Here is a 17,689-nt window from a genome sequence, read left to right as displayed (position 1 = left end):
TGGCCCGCTCGTCGAAGCTGGTGCCAGCGCCCGATGCGTCAATGGGTGGCGCCGTGCCAGGGCACCAGCTTGCGTTGCAGGGCGCGCAGGCCCATCTCCAGGGCGAAGGCGATCGCTGCGATCAGCACGATGCCCAGCACCACCACGTCGGTGACCAGGAACTGCGCCGCCGACTGCACCATGAAGCCCAGGCCGCGGGTGGCGGCGATCAGCTCGGCAGCCACCAGGGTCGACCAGCCGACACCCAGGCCGATGCGGATGCCGGTGAGGATGTCGGGCAGGGCGCTGGGCAGGATCACGTGTTTGATCAGTTGCAGCCGAGTGGCGCCCAGCGACTGCGCCGCGCGCAGCCTGACCGGGTCGACCGTGCGCACGCCGGTGGCCGTGGCGATGGCGATCGGTGCGAAGATCGCCAGGTAGATCAGCAGCACCTTGGACAGCTCGCCGATGCCGCACCAGATCACGATCAGCGGCAGGTAGGCCAAGGGCGGGATCGGCCGGTAGAACTCGATCAGCGGGTCGAAGATGCCGCGCGCCACGCGGTTGTAGCCGATGGCGATGCCGATCGGGATCGCGCTCAGCGTGGCCAGCAGCAGGGCCAGGCCGATGCGTCCCAGGCTCGCGCCCAGGTGCTGCCAGAGGCTGGCCTCCATGTAGCCCTGGCTGAGCAACTGCCCGGCCTTGGCGACGACATCGCCGGGCGAGGGCAGGAACAACGGCTCCACCCAGCCGGCAGCCGTGACCAGCCACCAACTGGCCAACAGGCTGAGCACGGTGAGCACGCTGATCCAGCGAGTGGGCAGGCTGCGCCGACGTCGCGCGGCGGCGGGCCGGGGCGTGTCGGTGGCGCGGGTCAAGGGCAGTTCCAGGCTGTTCATGCGCGCTCCTGCCGACGTGCTTCGAGGCGTTGATCGAAGACCTTGGCCAGCACGTGTTCGCGGGTGGCGATGAAGGCCGGGTCGGACTTGATCGCCCGGGCCGACTCACCGGCGGCGTAGCGCTGGCCGAAGTCCAGTCGCAGGCGCTCGACGATGCGCCCAGGCTCGGGCGCCAGCAGCACCAGGTCGGTGGCCAGGAACACCGCTTCCTCGATGTCGTGGGTGATCAGGAAGATCGGCTTGGCGGTGCGCTGCCAGATTTGCAGCAGCAGTTCCTGCACTTGCTCACGGGTAAAGGCGTCCAGGGCGCCGAACGGCTCGTCCATCAGCAGCACCCGTGGGTCGGCGGCCAGTGCGCGGGCCAACCCCACGCGCTGCTGCTGCCCGCCCGACAGCTGCCAGATGCGCCGCTCGGCAACGCCGGCCAGGTCCACCAGATCGAGCATTTCGCGCGCCTTGGCTTCACGCCCGGCGCGCGGCACGCCGGCCAATGCCAGACCGAAGGCGACGTTGCCCAGCACATCCTGCCAGGGCAGCAGGCCGTGGGCCTGGAACACCACGCCGCGCTCGGCGCTCGGCCCGTCGATCGGTACGCCGTCCAGGCTGATGCGCCCGGCGCTGGGCGCGACGAAGCCGGCGATCAGATTCAGCAGCGAAGTCTTGCCGCTGCCCGACGGGCCGAGGGCCACCAGCAACTGGCGCGGCCCCAGGCTCAGGTTGATGTCGTCCAGCACCGGGGTGGCGGCGCCGGGGTACTGGGCGCTGACGTGCGTCAGTTCGAGCAAGGCCATGGCGGGCTCCCGGTCGGTTGCGGTAGATGCGTGGTCAGTGGGGAATGAACTGCGCGCTGACGTAGGGTGCGTAGTCGGGCAGCACGGCGTCGACCTTGCCCTGTTCCTTGAGGAAGGTGGCGGTGTCGGTCAGCGCCTGGGTGGTGGGCGCACCGAGCGCCGTGGCCTGGTCGGCCGCCAGCGGGTAGACGTTGCCCTGCAACAGCAGCGGAATGTCGCTCGGCTTGGCCCCGGACAGGCGCGCCACCTTGCTCACGTTGTCGGGGTTGGCCAGCCAGGCGTTCGGGTCTTGGCGGTAGGCGGCGTAGGCATCGAGGGTGACCTTGGCGAAAGCCTTGACCACGTCCGGGTGCTGGGCGGCGAAGTCCTTGCGCACGATCCACGCATCGAAGGTCGGCGCCCCCTTGCTGGCCAGTTCGCCGGAGGTCACCAGTACCTTGCCGGTTTCCTTGGCCACGCCCAGGGCCGGGTCCCACACGTAGGTGGCGTCGATGTCGCCGCGCTTCCAGGCGGCGATGATGGCGGGCGGCGCCAGGTTGAGGATCTGCACCTTGGCCGGGTCGATGTTCCACTGCTTGAGCGCGGCCAGCAGGCTGTAGTGGCCGGTGGAAACGAAGGGTACGGCGATCTTCTTGCCGATCAATGCCTGTGGGCTGTCGATGCCGTTGCGCGCCACCAGTGCCTCGCCGGCGCCGATCTGGGTGGCGATGAGGAAGGTTTCGATCGGCAGCTTGCGCGTGGCGGCGGCGGCCAGGGGGCTGGAGCCCAGGTAGCCGATCTGCACGTCGCCCGAGGCCACGGCGGTGATCACGTCGGCGCCGTTGTCGAACTTGCGCCAGTCGATGCTGGCCTTGCTGGATGTCTCATAGGCGCCGTCGGCCTGAGCGACCTTGGCAGGGTCGACGGTGGTCTGGTACGCCACGGTAAGGTCGGCGGCCTGGGCCATCCAGCTGGCGCCGAGCAGGCTGAGGGTGGCGAACAGGCGCAAGGGGGCGAAGGCGATCATCGAGCATTCCTCATCGTGGGCGGGGGTGCAATGGCGATGAGACTAAATGATCTAAGAAATGCTTAATAAATAACTTTTAAGAATTAGCTTAGGCATAGCTTCGAAGGCGGGATGCCTATCGGAAGACGGGCGTCAGGTGGGTTGAAAAGAGTCAAGGTGGCCGTGGACAGTGACGGTGGTAGTGAGTTTTTGGAATAAATCAATTCTTGCTTAAACCGCTTCTCTATAAGCGTTCCGACCTTATTCCAGAAAAATCTTACCGATTATCGTAACAAGCGTTCTGGTTTTATTGGATTGTCATTATTCTGTAGCGCAATTGGCGTATTAGACCAAAGTCGCGAAACGATCTGTAACGATTGACTTCGCCCGGATGCTTTGGCGCTAATCGCCAACCACGATGAGCCTGGCAACAGACCCGGCCTTCGCGAAGCACAAAAATTAGAACGTAGAGGAGCACTTCATGTACAAGTCGAGTCTGGCCCTGGCCGTGACCTTGGGGATTTTTGCGCAACAGGCTGCCGCAGCGGGCTTCGTCGAAGACAGCAAACTGTCGCTCAGCTCGCGCACCATGTATTTCAACAACGACAACCGCGACGGCGGTGCCGACAACCGTGAGTCGGGCCAGGGCTTCAAGCTCGACTACCTGTCCGGCTTCACCCAAGGCACCGTCGGTTTCGGTGTCGACGTTCAGGCCCTGTGGGGTATCCACCTGGACGGCGGCCGTGGCTATCACCCGAACAACAGCTCGTTCTTCCCGAGCGAGAGCAATGGCTCGGCGGTCGATCAGTGGTCGCGCATCGGCGGCAACGCCAAGGCACGCTTCTCCAAGACCGAGGCGCACTTCGGTAGCGCGCTGGCACCGGCCTTGCCGATCCTGGTCTCGAACGATGGTCGTCTGCTGCCGCAGACCTTCGAAGGCGCCACCATCCAGTCGAAGGAAATCGACAACCTGACCGTCAACGCCGGCCAGCTGACCCACGCCATGGGCCGTGCGTCGAGCAACCACACGGGTCTGTCGGTCGCCGGCGCTACCGAAGACAGCAACAAATTCCGTTACGGTGGCCTGGACTACAAGCTCACCAAAGACCTGACCCTGCAGTACTACTACTCGAACCTGGAAGACTTCTACAAACAGCACTTCCTCGGCGCGACGTACCTCTATCAAATCGACAAGGACCAGTCGTTCAAGACCGATCTGCGCTGGTTCGACAGCAGCAGCGATGGCAAGAACGGCCAAGCCGGCTACCGCTTCAACAACAACGGCGGCTACGGCAAGACGCCAGGCGAGGTCGACAACAAGACCTGGTCGGCGATCTTCACCTACACCTTGGGCGGCAACTCGTTCCTGTTGGGCCACCAGCGCGTCAACGACGACGGCGGCTTCGTCTGGCTCAACCAGGGCAGCCTGGCCAACGAAGGCGCGGGCGGTTCGAGCTTCTACCTGTTCACCGACAGCATGATCAACCAGTTCGCCAAGGCCGGTGAGAACACCACCTTCGGTCAGTACGCCTACGACTTCGCAGGCCTGGGCGTTCCGGGCCTGAAGGCGTCGGTCTCCTACCTCAAGGGCGAAGACGGCAAGAACGCCAACGGCAACGGTACCTTCAGCGAGTGGGAACGCGATGCGCGGATCGACTACGTGATCCAGCAAGGCCCGCTCAAAGGCCTGGGTACCAGCCTGCGCCACGGTGTCTACCGCGGTGCTGGCACCAGCTCCCTGGCGGACCAGGACCAGACCCGTCTGATCTTCAACTACACCTACAACTTCCTGTAAGGCGTAGTTGGAAAGCGAAAAGCCCTGCCGGGTGCATCATGCTGTTCATCTAAGCGACTAGGGCCGCTTTGCGGCCCATCGCGGCTGAAGCCGCTCCTACAGGGTATGCGGTCATCGCGGCTGAAGCCGCTCCTACAGGGTATGCGGCCGTCGCGGCTGAAGCCGCTCCTACAGAAGATGCGTTCCTTGTAGGAGCGGCTTCAGCCGCGATGGGCTGCAGAGCAGCCCCAATGGCAGCGACTCAGCTTAATCGAACAGAATTGTGCTCGCTGCAGGGCTTTTTTACGGGTCGAGTTTTATATCGCCAAAAGCTATAAGCAAATCTTTATTGATTCTTTTTTATTTAACTTGGGTTCAGGCAAAGTGTTTTCCATCTGGTAGAGAACAGCACAGGAAACGCCTCCATGAGCCTCAAACTCGGCGACATCGCCCCCGATTTCGAACAGGACTCCACCCTCGGCAACCTGCGCTTCCACGAGTGGCTGGGCGACAGCTGGGGCGTGCTGTTCTCGCACCCGGCCGACTTCACCCCAGTGTGCACCACCGAACTTGGCCTGACCGCCAAACTGAAGGAAGAATTCGACAAGCGCGGCGTCAAGGCGATTGCCCTGTCGGTCGACCCGGCCGAGTCCCACCATCGCTGGATCGACGACATCAACGAAACCCAGCAGACCCAGGTCAACTTCCCGATCATCGCCGACGCCGACCGCAAGGTGTCCGACCTCTACGACCTGATCCACCCCAATGCCAACGACACCCTCACCGTACGCTCGCTGTTCGTCATCGACCCGCAGAAGAAAGTGCGCCTGACCATCACCTATCCGGCCAGTACCGGACGCAACTTCCACGAAATCCTGCGGGTGATCGATTCGCTGCAACTGACCGACAGCCACAAGGTGGCGACGCCGGGCAACTGGCAACAAGGTGACGACGTGGTGATCGTGCCTTCGCTGAAGGACGAAGACGAAATCAAACGACGCTTCCCCAAAGGCTATCGCGCCGTCAAACCTTACCTGCGCCTGACCCCGCAACCGGATCGTTGATCGCTGCACCGTGGTACCGCTTCAAGCCAAACAGGGATTTTCGGGCCGTTTCAACGGCCCTTTTTTTTGCTTGGGCGAAACGCGGCGTCGCATAGATCTTGAAAGAATAACCAAATGAATAAATATGATTTCTAGATATATACGCGGGCTGGTAACGTCAGCACCATCTACTTGAGGAAGCGTTGCCATGTTAGTCGTCGCCATCGGGGGAAGCCCCAGCACCCGCTCACGTACAGGCGTACTGCTCGAGCAGACGCAACGTTGGTTGCAAGAGCGCGGCGTCGAAGTGGTGACGTTCCAGGTACGTGATTTCGCTGCCGAAGACTTGCTCCACGCCCGCTTCGACAGCCCACAGGTCAAGCACTTCCAAGACACCGTGGCCGAGGCCGATGGCGTGATCGTGGCGACGCCGGTGTACAAGGCTTCGTTCTCCGGCGCCTTGAAGACCCTGCTCGACCTGTTGCCCGAACGTGCTCTGGAACACCGCATCGTGCTGCCCATCGCCACCGGCGGCAGCATCGCCCACATGCTGGCGGTGGACTACGCCCTCAAACCGGTGCTGTCTGCACTGAAGGCGCAGGAGACCCTGCACGGGATCTTCGCCGACGACAGCCAGATCGGCTACGCACAAGGCGACACCCCGGTGCGCCTGGACGGCGCCTTGCAGGCTCGCCTGCTGGATTCGCTGGAAACCTTCCACCAGGCGTTGGCCCGTCGTCCGCGACCGGTCGCGCCAGGCGCGCTGAACGAACGGCTGATCAGCGCTCGCTGGAGCATCTGACCGCCACACACTGTTTTTCCACCTTACTCGCCCGCCAACGGGCAAGCAGGTGCAACCCGAACCTCACTCGTACAGGAGAGCGCCAATGCGCACCGTCTTCTTGCGTCGTGGTCTGGTCGCCCTGTTTGCGGCGGCCGTGTCCTTCGGCGTCATCACCCAAGCCCAGGCCGAAACCCTGCGCATCGGCTATCAGAAATACGGCACCCTGGTACTGCTCAAGGCCAAGGGCACGCTGGAAAAGCGCCTGGCCGAGCAGGGCATCCAGGTGCAGTGGAACGAATTTCCCGGCGGCCCGCAGTTGCTCGAGGGGCTCAACGTCGGCTCGATCGACTTCGGCGTGACCGGCGAAACCCCGCCCGTGTTCGCCCAGGCCGCCGGCGCCGACCTGCTCTACGTGGCCTACGAGCCGCCCGCGCCGCATAGCGAGGCGATCCTGGTGCCGAAGGATTCGAAGATCCAGTCGGTGGCCGAGCTCAAGGGCAAGAAAGTCGCCTTGAACAAAGGCTCCAACGTGCACTACCTGCTGGTGCGTGCCCTGCAGGACGCCGGCCTGAAATACAGCGACATCCAGCCGGTGTACCTGCCTCCCGCCGATGCCCGCGCCGCCTTCGAACGCGGCAGCGTCGACGCCTGGGTGATCTGGGACCCGTACCAGGCTGCCGCCGAGCGACAGCTGCAGGCACGCACCCTGCGCGACGGCGACAAGCTGGTCGACAACCACCAGTTCTATCTGGCCTCGCGCAGCTACGCGAACCAGCATCCCGCCGTGATCAGCGCCTTGGTCGAAGAAGTGAACAGCGTCGGCCAATGGGCCCAGGCCCATCCGCAGGAAGTCACCGCGCAGGTCGCTCCGCTGCTGGGCCTGCCTGCCGACATCACCCTGACTTCGATGGAGCGCCAAGGCTTCGGTGCCCGGTTGATCACCCCTGAAGTGGTCGCCGCGCAGCAGAAGATCGCCGACACCTTCCAGGCCCTGAAGCTGATTCCCAAGCCCTTGAGCATCAAGGACGTGATCTGGACCCCACCTGCCAAGGTCGCCACTGCGCCTTGATTCGATCCTGCCCTGCGGCGCGCTGTCGGCAGGGCCACTCTTGAGGAGACCGCTCCAATGAGCCTGAACATTTTCTGGTTCCTGCCCACCCACGGTGACGGCCATTACCTGGGTACCGCCGAAGGCGCCCGCGCCGTCGACCACGGCTATCTGCAACAGGTGGCCCAGGCCGCCGACCGTCTGGGCTTCGGCGGCGTGCTGATCCCTACCGGGCGCTCTTGCGAAGACTCCTGGCTGGTGGCCGCGTCGTTGATTCCGGTGACCCAGCGCCTGAAGTTCCTGGTCGCGCTGCGCCCCGGCATCATCTCGCCCACCGTGGCCGCGCGCCAGGCGGCGACCCTCGACCGCCTGTCCAACGGCCGCGCGCTGTTCAACCTGGTCACCGGCGGCGACCCGGACGAGCTGGCCGGCGATGGTCTGCACCTGAACCACGAAGAGCGTTATGAGGCATCAGTCGAGTTCACCCGCATCTGGCGCAAGGTGCTCGAAGGCGAGTCGGTCGACTACGACGGCAAGCACATCCAGGTCAAAGGCGCCAAGCTGCTCTACCCACCGGTACAGCAACCACGCCCGCCGCTGTATTTCGGCGGCTCCTCGGCCGCCGCGCAGGACCTGGCCGCCGAGCAGGTCGAGCTGTACCTGACCTGGGGCGAGCCGCCGGCGGCGGTAGCGGAAAAGATCGCCCAGGTGCGCGCCAAGGCCGCCGCCCAGGGCCGCGAGGTGCGCTTCGGCATCCGCCTGCATGTGATCGTGCGTGAAACCAACGCCGAAGCCTGGGCTGCCGCCGACCGTCTGATCGCGCACCTGGACGACGACACCATCGCCCGTGCCCAGGCGTCCCTGTCGCGCTTCGACTCGGTGGGCCAGCAGCGCATGGCCGCCCTGCATGGCGGCAAACGCGACAATTTGGAAGTCAGCCCCAACCTGTGGGCCGGCGTGGGCCTGGTGCGTGGCGGCGCCGGCACCGCGCTGGTCGGCGACGGGCCGACGGTGGCGGCGCGGGTCAAGGAATACGCCGAGCTGGGCATCGACACCTTCATCTTCTCGGGTTATCCACACCTGGAGGAATCCTACCGGGTCGCCGAATTGCTGTTCCCGCATCTGGACGTGCAGCGCCCCGAGCAACCCAAGGCGGGCGGCTACGTGAGCCCGTTCGGCGAGATGGTGGCCAACGACATCCTGCCCAAAGCCGCGTCGCAGAGCTGAGGGGCCGAGCATGAGCCGAACGACTACGAACACGCTCGCCCAGCGTCTGGCGCCCTGGGCCCTGCCGGTGCTGCTGCTGGCGCTGTGGCAACTGGCGGTGACCGCCGGCTGGCTGTCGACGCGCATCCTGCCTGCGCCGAGCGCGGTGGTCAGCGCCGGCGTCGAGCTGGTGCGCAGCGGCGAGATCTGGACGCACCTGGCCATCAGCGGCTGGCGCGCCGGGCTGGGCTTCTTCATCGGCGGCAGCATCGGCCTGGTGCTGGGCTTCATCACCGGCCTGTCGAACTGGGGCGAGCGCCTGCTCGACAGCTCCGTGCAGATGATCCGCAACGTGCCGCACCTGGCGTTGATCCCCTTGGTGATCCTGTGGTTCGGCATCGACGAGTCGGCGAAGATCTTCCTGGTCGCCTTGGGCACGTTGTTCCCGATCTACCTGAACACCTACCACGGCATTCGCAGCGTCGACCCGGCCCTGGTGGAGATGGCGCGCAGCTACGGCCTGTCGGGCTTCGGCCTGTTCCGTCAGGTGATCCTGCCCGGAGCCCTGCCGTCGATCCTGGTCGGCGTGCGCTTCGCCCTGGGCTTCATGTGGCTGACCCTGATCGTCGCCGAAACCATTTCGGCCAATGCCGGCATCGGTTATCTGGCGATGAACGCCCGCGAGTTCCTGCAAACCGACGTGGTGGTGCTGGCCATCGTGCTCTACGCCGTGCTCGGCAAACTCGCCGACCTCGCCGCCCGCGGCCTGGAACGGGCCTGGCTGCGCTGGCATCCGGCCTACCAAGTGCAGAAGAAGGAGGGCGCATGACCGTGCTCGAATCACAACCGGCGCAGCTGCTGCGCGGCATTCCCCTGGCGGTCCAGCAACTGCGCAAGACCTTCGGCCAACGCGACGTGCTGCAAGGCATCGACCTGCAGATTCCGGCCGGGCAGTTCGTCGCCATCGTCGGGCGCAGCGGCTGCGGCAAGAGCACCCTGCTGCGCTTGCTGGCCGGTCTCGACCAACCCTCCGCCGGGCAATTGCTGGCCGGCGCCGCGCCACTGGCCCAAGCCCGCGAGGAAACCCGGCTGATGTTCCAGGAGGCGCGGTTGCTGCCCTGGAAGAAAGTCATCGACAACGTCGGCCTGGGCCTGAGCGGCGACTGGCGCGCCCAGGCCTTGCAAGCCTTGCAGGCGGTAGGCCTGGAAGAGCGCGCCAACGAGTGGCCGGCGGCGCTGTCCGGTGGCCAGAAGCAGCGTGTGGCGCTGGCCCGCGCGCTGATCCACAGACCGCGCCTGCTGTTGCTCGACGAACCGCTCGGCGCGCTGGATGCGCTGACCCGCATCGAAATGCAGCAACTGATCGAGCGGCTCTGGGGCGAACACGGTTTCACCGTATTGCTGGTCACCCACGACGTCCACGAAGCCGTGGCCGTGGCGGACCGGGTGATCCTCATCGAAGACGGCGCCATCGGCCTGGACCTGGAAATCGACCTGCCACGCCCCAGGCAGCACGGCTCGCCGCGCCTGGCGGAGCTGGAAAGCGAAGTGTTGAACCGCGTCATGTCGCTGCCGGGCGCCGAGCCTGCCGCAGAACCTGTCGCGCCTTTGCCCACGCAGTTGCGTTGGGCGCTCTGAATCACTCCCGTTGTTTCCCTACTCAAGGAATACCGTCATGACCATCAAAGCGATCAACGTCCGTAACCAGTTCAAAGGCACCGTGAAGGAAATCCTCGAAGGCCCGGTCCTGTCGGAAATCGACGTGCAGACCGCCTCCGGCGTGGTGACCTCGGTGATCACCACCCGCTCGGTGCGCGAGCTGGAATTGCAGGTAGGCAGCGAGGTGATCGCCTTCGTCAAATCGACCGAAGTGTCCATCGCCAAACTGTGAGCGCGGGCCTGTGGGCGTGGCCGGTCCGGCCGCGCCTGCGTGGCTAGCGTTTGGGTAGGTGGGGCGCAAGGTACAAGCCCAGATACGCCTCGAATACCCGCATCCCTTCCTCGGCCATGCGCGGCGTGATGCGTTCGTGCAGTTGGATCGAGCGTGCATAGACCCGGTCGCTGAGCGCCATCGCCAAGGCGAACACGTCCATGTCCTCGGGCAGCGCCGGCAGCTGGAAATGCCGGTCGAACACGGCCCGCATCAAGCCGTCCAGTTCCACGTCATGCTGCCGATCGGCACTGCTCACCTCACTCAAGCCATGCTGGGCCAGGATCAACTGGCGTGCGGCGGCGTCCTCGCCATAGATGGCCTGGGTGCGGCGCTCGATCAGGCGTGCCAGGTCGTGCCAGGTGTACAGGGTGTCGGGTTCGATGGGGGCTTGCAGGGCCGCGCGGAAGGCGCGGTGGATATCGGCGGTCAGGGCCTGCAGCAGGGCCGGAACGCTGGCGAAGAAGTGGTACACCGACGAAGGCGGGATCTGCGCGCGTTCAGCCACGCTGTAGATCGACAAACCGCCGACGCCTTGCTCGGACAACAGCTCGCGCGCCGCGGCGAGGATCGTCTCGATCCTCGCCTGGCTGCTGGCCCGCGGCCGGCGCAGGCCCGCAACGCGGTTCATCAGGTGCTGATGGCCAGGATGCTGGCCTGATAGGAGCCGACGAACAGGTCGAAATCACCGACTTCCTCCTGCTCCAGGCGCGTCTGTTCGACCAGGGAATTGCGTGCCAGGGCTTCGAAGTGCTGCTGGCGCTCGGCATCCAGCGGCTTGCTGCGCAGGGCCTCGGCGTGGGCCAGGGTCTGGCGCATGGAGAACGCGCTGAAGCCTTCGCCGTGCTGCTGCATGGCGGCCAGCACACGCGCCGATGGGGTCAGGGAGGCATCTTCGACCTTGGCCTGTTGCAGGGCCAGGGCGTTGACATGCTCGTCGCTGCCTTGGCTCTGGTCCAGCAGCTTGGCGAACGGCGCGATGCGCGCGAGCAGCTCGTCGGCCCATTGCTTCATGGCGATCGCCTGGCCGTCGCGGTGCAGTTCCAGCCCCGGGCGGCGACCTTCCTTGACCACGGCGAGGAAATTGTTCGAGCACTGTGCGCATTCGCCGTTGGTCAGCTGTGGGCTGTCGTCCAGCGCACAGAGCAGCAGGAAGGCGTCGAGGAAACGCGATTGCGGCAGGTCGATGCCCGTCGGCAGGAAGGGGTTGATGTCCAGGCAGCGTACTTCGACGTACTGCACGCCGCGTGCGACCAGGGCCTGGATCGGGCGTTCGCCGGTGTAGGCGACGCGCTTGGGGCGGATGTTGGAGTAATACTCGTTTTCGATCTGCAGCACGTTGGTGTTGAGCTGTACCCATTCGCCGTCCTTGTGCGTGCCCACCTCGACGTAGGGCGGATAGGGCGTGGCCACGGCGCGGCGCAGGCTGTCGGTGTAGCTTTCCAGGTCGTTGTAGCACGGCGTGAGGGACGCCTGGGCTTCGCTCTGGTAACCCAGGTCGCTCATGCGCAGGCTGGTGGCGTAGGGCAGGTACAGGGTATTGGCGTCGAAGGTCTCGAGCTGGTGCGCGCGGCCGCGCAGGAAGCCTGCGTCCAACGCCGGCGAGGCGCCGAACAGGTACATCAACAGCCAGCTGTAGCGACGGAAGTTGCGGATCAGGCCGATGTACATGCGCGACTGGAAATCGCGGTCGCTTTGCGCGCTGCCCTCGTCGGCGCGCAGCAGCGGCCACAGGGCTTCGGGCAAGGAGAAATTGTAGTGGATGCCGGCGATGCACTGCATGGTGCGGCCGTAGCGCAGGGCCAGGCCCTTGCGGTACACGTGCTTGAGCTGGCCGATGTTCGAGGTGCCGTACTCGGCGATCGGGATGTTTTCCTCGGTCGGCAACGGGCAGGGCATCGAAGGGCTCCACAGGTACTCGTCGCCGAGCCTTGTGTAGACGAAACGGTGGATCTCTTCGAGCTGGTCCAGCACCTGGGCCGGATCGGCCAGGGCGGGGGTGATGAATTCGAGCAGCGACTCGGAGTAGTCGGTGGTGATCTGCTCGTTGGTCAGCGCCGAACCCAGGGTGTGCGGGTGCGGCGTCTGGGCCAGGCGGCCGTCGGCGGTCACCCGGAGGCATTCACGTTCGATGCCGTGAAGGCACTGCGCGAGCAGAGGAAGATTGGCGCCGAGCAGGCTCAGGCGGCGGTTGAGGAGGTCGCTCAAGATGAATTCCTTCACGCGTCAGTCGCCCCAATATGGGGGTAGAGGTGACGGTCTACAAGGGTAGGTAAAAAGGAACTGGCGTGGTCGCCTGATTACGTGTTCCAGCAGTGCCCCAGCACCATCGGGCGTACCCTCGAAAAGTACCGTAGATACCCGTTGGTGAGCTAGCGGCAGAAGAAGGTTCCCCACGCGTCGCCGACGTGCCTGTCGCATGCTGGCACGTCGGCGTCGAGGGTCACTTCTTCTTCAGTTGCCGGGCATTGGCGAACAGCGACGCCATGGCGTTGTTGGCCGGTGCCGGGGTGGCGGTTTCACGCGGGCGCGGCGCCTGCTGCGGGCGGTTGCCGGCACTGCCACGGTTGCCGCCGCGCGGGCCGTCGACCTTCTCGCCGGGGGTATCGCCCATGCGCATCGACAGGCCCACGCGCTTGCGCGGGATGTCCACTTCCATGACCTTGACCTTGACCACGTCACCCGCCTTGACCGCTTCGCGCGGGTCTTTGACGAACTTCTCCGACAGCGCCGAGATGTGCACCAGGCCGTCCTGATGCACGCCGATGTCGACGAAGGCGCCGAAGTTGGTGACGTTGGTCACCACGCCTTCGAGGATCATGCCCGGTTGCAGGTCCTTGAGGTCTTCGACGCCGTCCTGGAAGGTCGCGGTCTTGAATTCCGGGCGCGGGTCGCGGCCGGGCTTGTCCAGTTCCTGGAGGATGTCGGTGACGGTCGGCAGGCCGAAGGTCTCGTCGGTGAAGCGCTTGGGGTCCAGGCGCTTGAGGAAGCCGCTGTCGCCGATCAGCGAGCGGATGTCGCGGTCGGTGTTGGCGGCGATGCGCTGCACCAGCGGGTAGGCCTCCGGGTGCACCGCCGAGGCGTCGAGCGGGTTGTCGCCGTTCATCACGCGCAGGAAGCCCGCGGCCTGCTCGAAGGTCTTCTCGCCCAGACGGCTGACTTTCTTCAGCGCCGCGCGGGTGGCGAACGGGCCGTTGGCGTCGCGGTGGGCGACGATGTTCTGCGCCAGGGTGGCGTTGAGCCCGGAGATGCGCGTGAGCAGCGCCACCGAGGCGGTGTTGACGTCCACGCCCACGGCGTTCACGCAGTCTTCGACCACCGCGTCCAGGCCGCGCGCCAGCTTCAATTGCGACACATCGTGCTGGTACTGGCCGACACCGATGGATTTCGGGTCGATCTTCACCAGCTCGGCCAGAGGATCCTGCAAGCGGCGGGCGATGGACACCGCGCCACGGATCGACACGTCCAGGTCGGGGAACTCGCGGGCGGCCAGTTCCGAGGCCGAATACACCGAGGCGCCGGCTTCGGAGACCATGACCTTGGTCATTTTCAGGGCCGGGTAAAGCTTGATCAGGTCGGCCGCCAGCTTGTCGGTCTCGCGGCTGGCGGTGCCGTTGCCGATGGCCAGCAGTTCCACCGAGTGCTTGGCGCACAGCGCGGCCAGCACGGCGATGGTGCGGTCCCAGTCGTTGCGCGGCGCATGCGGGTAGACGGTGGCGGTGTCGAGCAGCTTGCCGGTGGCATCGACCACGGCCACCTTGCAGCCGGTGCGCAGGCCCGGGTCCAGGCCCAGGGTGGTGCGCGGGCCGGCGGGGGCGGCCAGCAGCAGGTCGTGCAGGTTGTGGGCGAAGACGCTGATCGCCTCGCTTTCGGCCTTCTCGCGCAACTCGCCGAGCAGGTCGGTTTCCAGGCTGGTGTAGAGCTTGACCTTCCAGGTCCAGCGCACCACTTCGGCCAGCCATTTGTCGGCCGGGCGGCCCTGCTGCTCGATGCCGACGTGCTGGCCGATCATCAGCTCGCACGGGTGCAGCGTGCCGGGCAGCTCTTCGCCGACTTTCAGCGCCGCGCCCAGCACGCCTTCGTTGCGTCCGCGGAAGATCGCCAGGGCGCGGTGCGAGGGGACGTTGCGCAGCACTTCGTCGTGGGCGAAGTAGTCGCGGAACTTGGCGCCTTCCTCTTCCTTGCCGGGCACCAGACGGGCGCTGAGCACCGCTTCCTGCTTGAGGAAGGTGCGCAGCTTCTCGAGCAGCGCGGCGTCTTCGGCGAAACGCTCCATGAGGATGTACTTGGCGCCGTCCAGGGCGGCCTTGACGTCGGCCACGCCTTTGTCCGCGTCGACGAAGCGGGCCGCTTCGCTTTCCGGCCCGCGTTGCGGATCGTCGTAGAGGGTGTCGGCCAGCTCGCCGAGGCCCGCTTCCAGGGCGATCTGGCCCTTGGTGCGGCGCTTTTGCTTGTAGGGCAGGTAGAGGTCTTCGAGGCGCGTCTTGGTGTCGGCCAGGTTGATGTCACGGGCCAGCTCCGGGGTCAGCTTGCCTTGTTCCTGGATGCTGGACAGGATACTGGCACGGCGCTCGTCGAGCTCGCGCAGGTAGCGCAGGCGTTCGTCGAGGTGGCGCAACTGGGTGTCGTCGAGGCTGCCGGTGACTTCTTTGCGGTAACGGGCGATGAAGGGCACCGTCGAGCCTTCGTCCAACAGGGCCACGGCCGCCTCGACCTGTTGTGGGCGAACGCCCAGTTCCTCGGCGATACGGCTGTTGATGCTGTCCATGAAAACCACCTGACAATGTGTGAATACTGAAGGCCGCGAAAGGCGCCCGGCGCCGGCCGCTGCGATGAAAGCGGCGCATTATACCCATCGCGTCCAGCGTGCGGTGATAGCCTCGGGCCAGCGCCCGAGACGGGGAAGTGGCACCTGGGGAAAAATCTGTTAACAATGCACCGAGCACGTGGCTTTAGTGGCTACGCCATAATGCGCGCCGACAACAGAGGAGCTATCCATGAGTGGCACTGCAAACAACGTTGAAGGCGAGAAGATTCTCATCGTCGATGACGATCCCGGGCTGAGCAGCCTGCTCGAGCGTTTCTTCACCAGCAAGGGCTATCGCGTGCGTGCGGTGCCCAATGTCGAGCAAATGGACCGCTTGCTGGCGCGCGAAGTCTTCAACCTGGTGGTGCTCGACCTCATGCTTCCCGGCGAAGACGGTCTGTCGGCCTGTCGTCGGCTGCGTGCCTCGAACAATCAGATCCCGATCATCATGCTCACCGCCAAAGGCGACGAGCTGAGCCGCATCAAGGGCCTGGAGCTGGGCGCCGACGACTACCTGGCCAAGCCGTTCAACCCCGACGAGCTGGTCGCCCGCGTCAAGGCCGTGCTGCGCCGGCAGTCGCCCAGCGTGCCGGGCGCGCCAGGCAGCGAAGACGAAACCGTCACCTTCGGCGACTACGCGCTGTCGCTGGCCACCCGCGAGCTCAAGCGCGGCGACGAGACCCACATGCTCACCACCGGCGAGTTCGCCGTGCTCAAGGCGCTGGTCATGCACGCCCGCGAGCCGCTGACCCGCGACAAGCTGATGAACCTGGCCCGTGGCCGTGAATGGGATGCGCTGGAGCGCTCCATCGACGTGCAGATCTCGCGCCTGCGCCGCATGATCGAGCCCGACCCGTCCAAGCCGCGCTACATCCAGACGGTCTGGGGTGTAGGTTACGTGTTCGTGCCGGACGGCAACGCCGGCAAATGAAGCGCCGCCGGCAGGGCGACGGTCCAGTAGCAGGGCGATCCCCAGGGGTCGCCCTGCTTGCGTCTGCATCCATCCTGCCATTTCGTCGAGCGCGTCTCGGCCTTGTCCCACAGTAGTCGTACCGATGAAAACGCCCCTCTGGTTCCCGCAAAGCTTCTTCTCCCGCACCCTCTGGCTGGTGCTGATCGTCGTGCTGTTCTCCAAGGCGCTGACGTTGGTGTACCTGCTGATGAACGAGGACGTGCTGGTCGACCGCCAGTACAGCCACGGTGTGGCCCTGACCCTGCGCGCGTATTGGGCGGCGGACGAAGAGAACCGCGACCGCATCGCCGAAGCGGCCGGGCTGATCCGCGTGACCGGGGCCGGGGTGCCCGAGGGCGAGCAACACTGGCCGTACAGCGAAATCTACCAGCGCCAGATGCAGGCCGAACTGGGCGACGACACCGAGGTGCGGCTGCGCATCCACGCGCCGCCCGCGCTGTGGGTCAACGCGCCGAGCCTGGGGCCGGGCTGGCTCAAGGTGCCGCTGTACCCGCATCCGCTGCGCGGGCAGAAGATCTGGAACGTGCTCGGTTGGTTCCTGGCCATCGGCCTGTTGTCCACGGCATCGGCCTGGATCTTCGTGCGTCAGCTCAACCAGCCGCTCAAGCGCCTGGTGTTCGCCGCCCGGCAACTGGGCCAGGGGCGCAGCGTGCGCCTGCCGATCAGCGACACGCCCAGCGAAATGGCCGAGGTCTATCGCTCGTTCAACCAGATGGCCGAAGACGTCGAACAAGCCGGGCGCGAGCGCGAACTGATGCTGGCCGGAGTCTCCCACGACCTGCGCACACCGCTGACGCGGTTGCGCCTGTCGTTGTCGCTGATGGGCTCGGAGGGCGACCTGGCCGACGACATGGTGCGCGACATCGAAGACATGGACGCCATCCTCGATCAGTTCCTGGCTTTCATCCGCGACGGCCGCGACGAGCCGGTCGAAGAACTGGACCTCAACGACCTGATCCACGACGTGGTCGACCCCTACAACCAACCCGAGGAGCGGGTGCGGCTGTGCCTGGAGCCGATCCCGCCGTTCCCGCTGCGGCGGATATCGCTCAAGCGCATGCTCGACAATCTGATCGGCAATGCCCTGCATCATGCCGGGCAGGGCGTGGAAGTCGCGGCCTATGTGTCCGGCGACCACAGCGCGCCTTATGTGGTGCTGAGCGTGCTCGACCGCGGCACCGGCATCGACGAATCGGAACTGCAAAGCATCTTCAACCCGTTCATCCGTGGCGACCGGGCGCGGGGCGGCAAGGGCACCGGCCTGGGGCTGGCCATCGTCAAGCGGATCGCCGCGCAGCATGGCGGCAATGTCGAGCTGCGGAATCGCTCGGGCGGCGGTATCGAAGCGCGGGTGCGTTTACCCCTGGGGTTGATGCTGCCACGCAACGCTGTCTGATCCGCTGCGGCAATGAAAAGGCCCGATACGTATCGTAATGCTGTTCATTCAAGCGGCTAGGGCCGCAAGGCGGC

The 17,689-nt window shown here is 65.4% G+C and carries 16 protein-coding genes; 10 read left to right on the top strand and 6 right to left on the bottom strand.

Going from position 1 to position 17,689, the window contains the following annotated elements; translation table 11 throughout:
* Positions 1–38: 38 nt before the first annotated feature.
* Genes tauC through tauA form a run of 3 tightly spaced genes read right to left on the bottom strand, consistent with a single transcriptional unit; the run spans position 39 to position 2,675 of the window.
* Positions 39–878: a taurine ABC transporter permease TauC gene (gene tauC / locus AA0Z93_RS06675; RefSeq protein WP_413045843.1), complete on the bottom strand. Its 840-nt coding sequence runs from the start codon at positions 876–878 to the stop codon at positions 39–41.
* Positions 875–1,669, bottom strand: a complete 795-nt coding sequence (gene tauB, locus AA0Z93_RS06670; RefSeq protein WP_413045844.1) for a taurine ABC transporter ATP-binding subunit — start codon at positions 1,667–1,669, stop codon at positions 875–877. The genes tauC and tauB overlap by 4 nt, the downstream gene beginning before the upstream one ends.
* Positions 1,670–1,703: 34 nt before the next feature.
* Positions 1,704–2,675 (bottom strand): taurine ABC transporter substrate-binding protein, encoded by a 972-nt coding sequence (gene tauA, locus AA0Z93_RS06665; protein WP_413045845.1) that lies wholly within the window; start codon positions 2,673–2,675, stop codon positions 1,704–1,706.
* Positions 2,676–3,135: 460 nt separating this feature from the next.
* Here tauA and AA0Z93_RS06660 point away from each other — a divergent pair, with 460 nt between their 5' ends.
* From AA0Z93_RS06660 to AA0Z93_RS06625, 8 genes are all read left to right on the top strand, one after another.
* Positions 3,136–4,449 carry an OprD family porin gene (locus tag AA0Z93_RS06660; RefSeq protein WP_413045846.1) on the top strand — a complete coding sequence of 438 codons (1,314 nt, stop codon included), beginning with the start codon at positions 3,136–3,138 and terminating at the stop codon, positions 4,447–4,449.
* 404 nt (positions 4,450–4,853) lie between these two features.
* On the top strand, positions 4,854–5,492 hold the full coding sequence (locus AA0Z93_RS06655; RefSeq protein ID WP_413045847.1) for a peroxiredoxin: 639 nt from the start codon (positions 4,854–4,856) through the stop codon (positions 5,490–5,492).
* A gap of 187 nt (positions 5,493–5,679) precedes the next feature.
* Complete coding sequence (gene ssuE / locus AA0Z93_RS06650; RefSeq protein ID WP_413045848.1) at positions 5,680–6,273, top strand: NADPH-dependent FMN reductase; 594 nt, start codon at positions 5,680–5,682, stop codon at positions 6,271–6,273.
* 85 nt (positions 6,274–6,358) lie between these two features.
* On the top strand, positions 6,359–7,324 hold the full coding sequence (locus AA0Z93_RS06645) for a sulfonate ABC transporter substrate-binding protein (RefSeq protein ID WP_413045849.1): 966 nt from the start codon (positions 6,359–6,361) through the stop codon (positions 7,322–7,324).
* A gap of 57 nt (positions 7,325–7,381) precedes the next feature.
* Complete coding sequence (gene ssuD, locus AA0Z93_RS06640; protein ID WP_413045850.1) at positions 7,382–8,530, top strand: FMNH2-dependent alkanesulfonate monooxygenase; 1,149 nt, start codon at positions 7,382–7,384, stop codon at positions 8,528–8,530.
* A gap of 10 nt (positions 8,531–8,540) precedes the next feature.
* Positions 8,541–9,338, top strand: coding sequence for an aliphatic sulfonate ABC transporter permease SsuC (ssuC, locus tag AA0Z93_RS06635; RefSeq protein WP_413045851.1), 798 nt, complete (start codon positions 8,541–8,543; stop codon positions 9,336–9,338).
* Entirely contained in the window at positions 9,335–10,147 is an 813-nt protein-coding gene (gene ssuB, locus AA0Z93_RS06630) for an aliphatic sulfonates ABC transporter ATP-binding protein (protein WP_413045852.1), read from the top strand. The genes ssuC and ssuB overlap by 4 nt, the downstream gene beginning before the upstream one ends.
* Positions 10,148–10,184: 37 nt before the next feature.
* Positions 10,185–10,400 carry a TOBE domain-containing protein gene (locus AA0Z93_RS06625; protein WP_027595183.1) on the top strand — a complete coding sequence of 72 codons (216 nt, stop codon included), beginning with the start codon at positions 10,185–10,187 and terminating at the stop codon, positions 10,398–10,400.
* 43 nt (positions 10,401–10,443) lie between these two features.
* On the opposite strand, the gene AA0Z93_RS06620 is transcribed toward AA0Z93_RS06625, so the two are convergent.
* From AA0Z93_RS06620 to AA0Z93_RS06610, 3 genes are all read right to left on the bottom strand, one after another.
* A complete protein-coding gene (locus AA0Z93_RS06620) occupies positions 10,444–11,070 on the bottom strand; it encodes a TetR/AcrR family transcriptional regulator (RefSeq protein WP_413045853.1) in 627 nt (208 codons plus the stop codon).
* The gene (gshA, locus tag AA0Z93_RS06615; protein ID WP_413045854.1) at positions 11,070–12,662 is read right to left on the bottom strand and encodes a glutamate--cysteine ligase; all 1,593 of its coding nucleotides are present in this window, start codon (positions 12,660–12,662) and stop codon (positions 11,070–11,072) included. The genes AA0Z93_RS06620 and gshA overlap by 1 nt, the downstream gene beginning before the upstream one ends.
* A 220-nt stretch (positions 12,663–12,882) precedes the next feature.
* On the bottom strand, positions 12,883–15,207 hold the full coding sequence (locus tag AA0Z93_RS06610) for a Tex family protein (RefSeq protein WP_413045855.1): 2,325 nt from the start codon (positions 15,205–15,207) through the stop codon (positions 12,883–12,885).
* 229 nt (positions 15,208–15,436) lie between these two features.
* On the opposite strand from AA0Z93_RS06610, the gene ompR reads away from it, so the two are divergent.
* The gene (gene ompR / locus AA0Z93_RS06605; RefSeq protein WP_413045856.1) at positions 15,437–16,177 is read left to right on the top strand and encodes a two-component system response regulator OmpR; all 741 of its coding nucleotides are present in this window, start codon (positions 15,437–15,439) and stop codon (positions 16,175–16,177) included.
* 124 nt (positions 16,178–16,301) lie between these two features.
* Complete coding sequence (locus AA0Z93_RS06600) at positions 16,302–17,615, top strand: ATP-binding protein (protein ID WP_413045857.1); 1,314 nt, start codon at positions 16,302–16,304, stop codon at positions 17,613–17,615.
* The last annotated feature ends 74 nt before the right edge of the window (positions 17,616–17,689 follow it).

The sequence above is a fragment of the Pseudomonas phoenicis genome (assembly GCF_047302395.1).
GTDB lineage: Bacteria > Pseudomonadota > Gammaproteobacteria > Pseudomonadales > Pseudomonadaceae > Aquipseudomonas.
This window is presented reverse-complemented; position numbering and strand designations above follow the sequence as displayed.